The 7,801-nt window shown below is 62.7% G+C and carries 7 protein-coding genes and 1 pseudogene; 3 read left to right on the forward strand and 5 right to left on the reverse strand.

Going from position 1 to position 7,801, the window contains the following annotated elements; all coding sequences use genetic code 11:
• Window positions 1–136 precede the first annotated feature (136 nt).
• Window positions 137–775: pseudogene (locus tag WCB02_RS11240) on the forward strand (GTP-binding protein); the annotation flags it as partial.
• Between the two features lie 317 nt (window positions 776–1,092).
• On the opposite strand, the gene WCB02_RS11245 reads toward WCB02_RS11240, so the two are convergent.
• Complete coding sequence (locus WCB02_RS11245; protein WP_423958222.1) at window positions 1,093–1,827, reverse strand: hypothetical protein; 735 nt, start codon at window positions 1,825–1,827, stop codon at window positions 1,093–1,095.
• A gap of 239 nt (window positions 1,828–2,066) precedes the next feature.
• On the opposite strand from WCB02_RS11245, the gene WCB02_RS11250 reads away from it, so the two are divergent.
• A complete protein-coding gene (locus tag WCB02_RS11250) occupies window positions 2,067–2,864 on the forward strand; it encodes a hypothetical protein (RefSeq protein ID WP_423958223.1) in 798 nt (265 codons plus the stop codon).
• 30 nt (window positions 2,865–2,894) lie between these two features.
• On the opposite strand, the gene WCB02_RS11255 is transcribed toward WCB02_RS11250, so the two are convergent.
• The 3 genes from WCB02_RS11255 to WCB02_RS11265 all read right to left on the reverse strand — a co-directional run bounded on the left by WCB02_RS11255 (window position 2,895) and on the right by WCB02_RS11265 (window position 6,068).
• Complete coding sequence (locus WCB02_RS11255; RefSeq protein WP_423958224.1) at window positions 2,895–3,773, reverse strand: c-type cytochrome; 879 nt, start codon at window positions 3,771–3,773, stop codon at window positions 2,895–2,897.
• Window positions 3,774–4,151: 378 nt separating this feature from the next.
• Complete coding sequence (locus WCB02_RS11260) at window positions 4,152–4,565, reverse strand: hypothetical protein (RefSeq protein WP_423958225.1); 414 nt, start codon at window positions 4,563–4,565, stop codon at window positions 4,152–4,154.
• A gap of 339 nt (window positions 4,566–4,904) precedes the next feature.
• Window positions 4,905–6,068 (reverse strand): hypothetical protein, encoded by a 1,164-nt coding sequence (locus WCB02_RS11265; protein WP_423958226.1) that lies wholly within the window; start codon window positions 6,066–6,068, stop codon window positions 4,905–4,907.
• A 337-nt stretch (window positions 6,069–6,405) separates the two neighbouring features.
• Here WCB02_RS11265 and WCB02_RS11270 point away from each other — a divergent pair, with 337 nt between their 5' ends.
• Window positions 6,406–7,038: a helix-turn-helix transcriptional regulator gene (locus WCB02_RS11270; RefSeq protein ID WP_423958227.1), complete on the forward strand. Its 633-nt coding sequence runs from the start codon at window positions 6,406–6,408 to the stop codon at window positions 7,036–7,038.
• A gap of 466 nt (window positions 7,039–7,504) precedes the next feature.
• On the opposite strand, the gene WCB02_RS11275 is transcribed toward WCB02_RS11270, so the two are convergent.
• Window positions 7,505–7,753 carry a hypothetical protein gene (locus WCB02_RS11275; RefSeq protein WP_423958228.1) on the reverse strand — a complete coding sequence of 83 codons (249 nt, stop codon included), beginning with the start codon at window positions 7,751–7,753 and terminating at the stop codon, window positions 7,505–7,507.
• Between the last annotated feature and the right edge of the window lie 48 nt (window positions 7,754–7,801).

The following is a 7,801-nucleotide window of genomic DNA, read 5'->3' on the forward strand; positions in this document are numbered from 1 at the left end:
CACCGGCAAGGCGGCCGGCACGCCACGGCCGGTGCGCAGCCGCGGCGGGACACAGCGCTTCACTACGAAGGGTGTGTCGCTGCACAAGTAACCGGCCGCCGGAGAGAAGTTCACCCGGCTCAAGCCCAACTGCAACGTGGGTACGATCGGCCACGTGGATCATGGCAAGACGACGCTGACGGCAGCGATGACGAAGGTCTCGGCCGACCACGGCTGGGGCGCGTTCGTCTCGTATCAGGATGTCGCCAAGGCGTCGGCCGCGCAAGGTACACGTGACGATTCGAAGATTCTCACGATTGCGACCAGCCACGTCGAGTATTCGACAGCGGCGCGCCACTACTCGCATGTCGACTGCCCGGGCCACGTCGATTATGTCAAGAACAGGATCACGGGCGCGGCGCAGATGGACGGCGCGATCCTGGTCGTCTCCGCCGTCGACGGGCCGATGCCGCAGACGCGCGAGCATATCCTGCTCGCGCGCCAGGTCGGCGTGCCGCGCATCGTGGTGTTCCTGAACAAATGCGACATCGCCGACGATCCGGAGCTCGTCGATCTCGTCGAGATCGAGGTGCGCGATCTCTTGTCGAAGTACGGCTTCGACGGCGACAGCGCGCCGGTCGTGCGCGGCGCCGCCATCAAGGCGCTGCGCGGCGAAACCGGTGCGTTGGCGGATCAGGCGATCCTGAAACTGTTTGAGGTGCTCGACAGCCATGTCGTGCTGCCCGAGCGGCCGAAGAATCGCCCGTTCCTGATGCCGATCGAGGGCGTGCAGTCTCAATAAGGCGCTTGCACTGGAAGAGCGGTCGCGCGATCCGCGAAGGCAACCGCACCGTCGGTGCCGGCGTCGTGACGCAAATCATGGAGTGACGAATCGGGGCCGGGTGAGCCTGGCCCCCATTCTAATCTGCCGCGTCTGTCGTCATGTTGATCTTTTACCGTGATTAAAATGGCGTTCTCGCGTTATGCGCCACTGCCGACCGCGCCGAAGGACAAAGTTCTTGCGCGTGCATGAGCGTGGAGGGATGTGCGGCAACCGCCGCCCATCCCGTTGCACCTTTTCGACGTGAAACGACCAGGACGTCGCGACATATCCTAGAATGTGAAGAGAACCGAGGCGTACCAGGAATATTGATCGGTCGTGGCCACGTTCTGAAGGCCTCGCCGGAGATAGCCAAGCAGATGGATCGTTTCGTTAATGTCGTAGCGGACACCCACCCCGACGCTCGAGGTCGCGGGCGTTCCCGCGCCATCGGCGGTCTGATGGTACAGCTCCCCGCCGATTTGCAATTTTGGAAGCAGCTGATAGGTGACGACGCCGCCGGCCAGACAGAAACTCTGCGACGAGCGCCCGGCGATGACGCAGCCGCCACCGCCGAACACCGACCATCCGCCGTTCCAGTCCTTCTGCACCCAAATCGGCAACAGCACCGACGCTTGACTGCTGCCAATGGTGTTGGAAGGGCTCGGCAGAAACACGCGGGGAAACACGCTGACGTCAAGGCCGAACGAATCCTGGTGCAGGAAGCGATATTTTGCGGCGAGCTCGATGTTGCTGAGGCCGAAGCTGGTCCCGGCCGCCACGGACCGATCAAAGCCGGCCGGCAAGGTGGCCGTCAACTGCAGATCGGGCGCAGCTCCGTAATTGAAATCGATTCCGGTTTCGCCACCGATGTCGTCGCGAGTCGCCGTACCGTTGTTGAACGTGTAGATCTCGAAATGCTGATAGTCCGTCGGCTCAGGATCGTCAGACACGTAGGGCGGCCCGGCCAGCACTGGAGGCAAAAGCCCGAACATCGCAACGGCAATGATGGTCCACTGGCGCAGCATCGGTAATGAATAGCACAGGCGGCAAAGGGTGCTAGCTTTTCCGAACGGTGCCGGACTGCCTGCATTTAGCGAAGCCAAACCAGACGACGATTGCGGCCGCCATGGCTCAAGATCAGCGCGGGAACAGGGTTCAGGGCAATTTTGCCTGTCGGAGATCGTCCCTGGATTGCCTTTTGAACTGTCTTCCTCCAGAACCGTCGACGAACCACGCCGGCTCCAACCACCTCCAGGACCGGGCCGTGCCCTCGATACGTGCGATCGCGCTATCCTGCCAGAAAGTCCACCCCATGCAGCCGATCCACCTTCCGACGCTCGGACCGCGCTACTGGACCGCGCTCTGCGTCGCCAGCATTTTTGGCGCCAACATGGGGGACTTCTTCGCCCACGATCTGGGTCTTGGCCACGTTGCCGGCCTGCCATTTCTTGCAGTCGCCTTCGCCCTCGTGGCCGTGAGCGAGCGGTCCGACCGCACCGTGCATCAGGCCTATTATTGGACCGCGATCATTATCGTCAGGACCGCCGCCACCAATGCTGCGGATTTCGCCTGCGGCGACCTGAAATTGCCGAGAGTGTTGGTGGCTGCCGGCCTCGCGGCGTTGCTCGCGCTGGTCCTTGTCGCGAACTGGCAATTGGTCTGGCGACGGAGGTCCGACCAGGGCAGCGCCGTTGACAGGGTGTTGGGCGCGGATACCGGCTACTGGATCAGCATGCTCATCGCCGGCACGTTGGGTACGGTGCTCGGCGACTATTGCTCGCACAATCTGCATCTCGGCGATGCCGGCGCTACCTTGTTGCTTGGCCCGATTCTGGGTCTGTTGTTCCTCGTCGCCCGCGGCGGCCTGCTGCGATCGCTGTGGTTCTACTGGCTCACGGTGGTGATGGTCAGGTCGGCGGGCACGGCGGCCGGCGATCTCGTCGCGAGCCGCGGCCTGTTGGGTCTCCCGCTCGGCACTCTGGTCACGGGCCTGTTGTTCGTCGGGCTGCTGTTGACCTGGAAGGAACCGGCTCGCCCCAGGCTCGTCGACGTCGGCACCTGAAACGACGGCCGCTGCTCATCGGCCATCGTCTTATTTCAGCGTCCGCAGATAGGCGATGATATCGCCGACATCCGCGTCGGTCAGGCCGGCATAGAACACGAACGCCATCGGCGGGTTGAGCCGGCGCCCGTCCCGTGCGATGCCTTGCCGGATCGCGTGGTCGATCTCGGTGTCGCTCCAACGGCCGATGCCGGCCGCCGGGTCGGACGTGATGTTCGGCGCCACGGCGCCGCGCCATTCACTGCCAAGGCCCTGGATCAGCGCTGGCCCGAACGGCCGGCCGCCCCGTCCCAGCCCGCCCCTGTAGTCTGAGCTGCCGGCTGAGAATGTCGAATGGCATTCCATGCAATGACCGATGGGGACGAGGTATTGGCCGCGCCTGACCGGATCGGAGAAATCTGCCTTCGTGAAACCCGCTTCGGCGTCGGGATAGGGGGCGCGATGAACGGGCGCGCGATAGACGGGCTCGGCCACCTTGTTGCGGACCGGCTTCACGGTGCGCAGGTAGGCAATGATCGCCGCGAGGTCATCCGGCAGCAGGGCCTTGTAGAACCCGATCGGCATGACGGCCGCCAGCGGTACGCCGGGAAGGCCGCCATGATCGGGTCGTATGCCCTCGATCAAGGCGCGCCTGATCTCCGCCTCGCTCCAGTCGCCTAGTCCGGTCTCGCGATCGGGCGTGATGTTGGGAGCCGTGGCGGTGAATGTCGGCGTCGTAATGGTCAGGCCTCCTGACAACGCCCTGTCGCGGATCAGCCCGCCGTCGGCATCGCGTGGGGTATGGCAATTGCCGCAGGCCAGGATTGTGTTGACGAGATAGGCGCCGCGCGAAACCGTGGATTCGGCGCCCGCGCGATGTTCGCCGGCAAGCAGCAGCAGAGCGAAAGCCAAAACAATTGTTCGCATCATGAAATTTTCCATGGATGACGCGGACAATTCCGCGCGAGCGTCTCGGCGGAGGGAGTCGGCCGGTTTCGGCTCGCCGCTTCGCTCTGCCGCGAAATAGCGTTGCCTTGCTACGAGATGATTTCAGGCTGCGGGAAAGCTGTTGCGTTCGTAGTAATTCACGACAGGTCGGCCTTCACGTCCCTTGTCGTTGTTGGCGCAGGAATCGGGAACGCGCGAGCGCAGGCCGACGCGGACCAGGTCGGGTCCGGGTCGGGCAATGAGAACTCATACATGCCTTGTACTCGCATGATGTCGGGCAAATCTGATGGGGTTGATCCAGCGCGACTAGCCCGTCGGCCGGACATCATGGCCTAGGTGGCTCCAGCCCTGCCGAAACTACTACGCCTTGTCGTGGCTGGCGAGGCCAACCGCCTTGTAGTCGTAGGTCGGATAGAATTCGGTGTGGTAGGCGCCCCAGGCCGTGGTCTCGAGAATGCGGTTGACCTCGCGCAGTCGCGACGCCGGCAGGCGCAAGGTGATGACCTGGCCGATGCCCATCATCACGTACCAACTGACGACCTCGACGCCTGGCGGCGGAAAGGCCTTGTAGAAGCCCTGCTTCTCGAGCTGCGCGTTGAGCTCGCCGAGCGGCCGCGACTCGTCGTGCTTGAAGAACACCGTGAGCAGGACCGCATTGTCCGGAGTCGGCGTCGCGGTGTTGGTCGGGGCCGTCTGCGCGATGCTGTCCGAATTGAACATCGCCGCGAAAGCCAGCACCGCTAGCACCATCAACAGACCTCTTGCTCGTACCATCGCGATCGTCCTCCAGTTCATCAAGCCGCCATAGCGCAAAAACCATACACGGTCTTGATCGCAGTTTGATGGCGCTGGCCGACAATTCACCGCGACTTGATCTTCACCGCCCATTGGCCGCCGTTTGGTTACCCGGACGGTTGCGATCTCGCGATCGGCCGCGGGTGCAGCGAACGCGGATCGCTGCGTATGTAAATCGGGTTCGTGACCCGGACCGCTTCCTGGCGATCGCGTTCGGTGTGCAGCCGGAAAACTGCCGAGGAACTGAACGAATCCAGCCGGAACTCGGCCAAAGCCGTTTGCGTGAGTGGCGAACCCAGTCGCCGGGGCGCGGCCGCGTCAGGCCGCCGTGATGAGCTTCTTGCAGAAGGCCGCGCCGTCGTTGATGGCATCGCGCGCCTTCCAGCTCAGATAGGTCAGCCGTCCGGACAGCGATTGATAGCTGCGCAGCCGCCGCGATCCAAGCACGTGGCCGACCTCGTCGGGGAACCGGTTGATCTCGGCCTCCACCAGAGCCGCGATCGAGTTCATCAGACTGCGAAGCCGCACGCCCCATTCGACGTCGTCGAGCCGATCGATGCGGACGCGGAGCGCGTATTCGCTATCGTAGATGTCGGCCAGCAAATCCTTGGCGACCAGCACCCGGTTGTGCCTGAGCGCAATACGCAACGCCGCGCGATGATCCTCAAGCCGGTCCAGCACCATCGAGACTGCGACCGCGTAGGGCACGGCGGCGACGTCGACGGCTTTCTTGCTGCGAGCGTTCTTGGTCGCAAGCCGCATCACTTGCCAGGGTGTCTTGAGCCGACCGGCGACCAGCGCAATGGCAAAGGGAACGGCGTCGGCGTGCTGCTTGGCGAAGGCGTCGAGACGCTGAGTGATCTTGTGCGCGGTCGCATCATCGAATTTCAGGATCTTTTTCGGCAACGCAGTGTCGAACTTGGCCAGCGCGTCGCGGGCGCGCATCGCGCACATGATCTTGACGAGGTCTTCGTAAACGAAGCGCGAGGCGGTATAAGTGGCAAGTCTGGCGCGGGTCTGGTCGGCGGCGTCGGGTGACCCGAGGGTGCTCTCGAGGTATTTGACGACCTTGGTCTGGAACGCAGAGGCGACTTGCTGGGCCTCCTTCTGTTTGTCGGCGGCAATCAGGCCGGTCATCTGCGCGATGAAGTCACGCGCCATGGTCGGCAGCAGGTCGCGGCAGATCCACTCCCAGATCGGGGTGAGCGAAACCCGCGGGATCCGGCCGGCATTGGCATGTTCCGGCGCGCCGTCGATGAGCAGCGGCTCAACAGGCGCGAAGAAATATCGCGACGGATTCTGGGCGCGGGTCTGGGTCGATCCGTCCTTGCGAAACTCCGCGCGCAGCCGCGCCTGGATTTCCGCGAAGCCGGCCATTTCCACGCCGCCGACTTCCAGTCGCTCAAGCTCGGTGAGCAGGCAGCTGCGCGTCACAGGCGACAGCCGCCGGAGAAAATCCCATATGCGGTCGACTTGCGCCATTGCGCGTTATTTTCCGCGAGTCCATTCCAGCAAAATCCATCCGCTTTGGTCGGCGGATATCGGATGAGGGAACCATGAAAACAGTTCTCGTCCGATTAAGAAATCGAGGAGCTGGTCGACGGTTTCATGGTAGCGGCGGTCCCTACCTGCGCCTCGTTCTCCGTAGAACGACGGGGAAGTCTTTAACTTTCTACAACTCATGGGCGTTGAACGCGGTTCAAATGCAATTTCAACGCGTAGAACCGCGTTTTGGCCCTCGAATTGAACGAAAATTGCCGTAGTCTTACGGGCAGAAAAGTTAACTCTCGAACAGGTCGACGCCCGTTAAATAGCGGATATGACGCAGCGCGAGAACCTCATCGTCGATCCGCCTTGTTCGGACTGGAGCGAGAGCAATCGTCTCGCCGAAGACCCGCAGGTCGCCCGATCGTCCGCTGTGAGAGCGCAGGCGATCGATGAAGCTGGTGTCACGATCGCGCGTCGACTCAATGGACCGTTGACGGCGCTCCTCCTCTACATGGGTGAGATCAAGCAGCACAGTCATCAATTTGGGCAGAGCGCCGGCGATCGCGACTATCTGCAGAAGGTGATCGAGAACGCCATGCTGCAGACCGAGCGGGTTTGCGCGTTGGTCAAGGAGATCGGCGGCGCTTCGGAAGCTGTTTCCGCGCCGGATGGCAAAGGCGACGGCCAGGGAGGCCCGCGGCGGCACAGGGAGAGCGAGCGTGCGCCCGGAGTGATGGTTTCGTCGGAGGCGAGCCACAAGCCTCTGACCCGGCGCGAGCGCGAGGTCCTGAGCCTGATCAGTGAAGGCTTTTCGAACAAGCAAGGCGCGATGAGGATGAAGATCAGTCCGCGGACTTTCGAAAGCCACCGTGCCGAAGCGATGCGAAAGCTGGGTGCACGCAACACTGCGGAACTGGTGCGTGCCGCGCTGCTGCATCCGGTCGACTGGCGCGCGATGGGATGAGGTTCAATAACCGGCGCAGGCCGGGTACTTGACCGAAGCATGATCTCCACGCAAACGCCTGCCGCTTTCGTCCGCGAACGAAAGCCGGCAGCCGCTTTTCCGAGCCGGGTTTTGGTCCCGTTCGGCGATGAACGGCTCTATTCCTCGCCCCCGACGAACATGCGCAAGCGAGTGACCCCGAAGGATGAGCCCGGCAAATGCGCGGCGCGAGGGCCCGGTTCGAGACCGGGCTTACGCATATTGAGAAGAGTGACACGCCAGGATTGGCGCAAGGGCCGATTGAAGGCCGTATCGGCGGATTGATGTCACCGGACGGAGCGGAAGGCCGGCGCACGAACTGGCCGATCCAGCGCTCTCATCGAGCTCGGCAGCGCGCCGAGAGTTCTTTGATTATCAGACGCATTCAGTCCGGCGCTCGAAAATTCAAGTGCCGTTTTTGGTGCGGCGGTTCCGCCGCGACGCGCGCTCAGAAATAGTCTTCCGCGAACGGGCGGATGCGCGGCGCCGGACGCAAGCTGGCAGCTTTCGCCTTGGGCTGGCTCGGAATGATCGTGATGGTCCAGCGCGGTGGAATGCTCGATTCCTTTTCCATCACCGATCTCACAATGCCTGTGATGGTCGAATCGCCCGATTTGACCGTCGCCATTCTGCCATTGAATTGCGCGATACGGAAACGCCGGACTTCCTTCTGGTCGGCGGTTTCATACGTAAACATGAAGCAGCTCTCCTGTGCTTCGGCGACTATCACCGCTCAACGTTAGCC

Origin of the sequence: Bradyrhizobium sp. (genome assembly GCF_049581145.1) — a bacterium.
Classification (GTDB): domain Bacteria; phylum Pseudomonadota; class Alphaproteobacteria; order Rhizobiales; family Xanthobacteraceae; genus Bradyrhizobium.

Coding starts and splice junctions, on each gene's coding strand:
- WCB02_RS11265 (WP_423958226.1), bottom strand. CDS start 6,068: ATGGCGCAAGTCGACCGCATATGGGATTTTCTCCGGCGGCTGTCGCCT.
- WCB02_RS11255 (WP_423958224.1), bottom strand. CDS start 3,773: ATGATGCGAACAATTGTTTTGGCTTTCGCTCTGCTGCTGCTTGCCGGC.
- WCB02_RS11260 (WP_423958225.1), bottom strand. CDS start 4,565: ATGGTACGAGCAAGAGGTCTGTTGATGGTGCTAGCGGTGCTGGCTTTC.
- WCB02_RS11245 (WP_423958222.1), bottom strand. CDS start 1,827: ATGCTGCGCCAGTGGACCATCATTGCCGTTGCGATGTTCGGGCTTTTG.
- WCB02_RS11270 (WP_423958227.1), top strand. CDS start 6,406: ATGACGCAGCGCGAGAACCTCATCGTCGATCCGCCTTGTTCGGACTGG.
- WCB02_RS11275 (WP_423958228.1), bottom strand. CDS start 7,753: ATGTTTACGTATGAAACCGCCGACCAGAAGGAAGTCCGGCGTTTCCGT.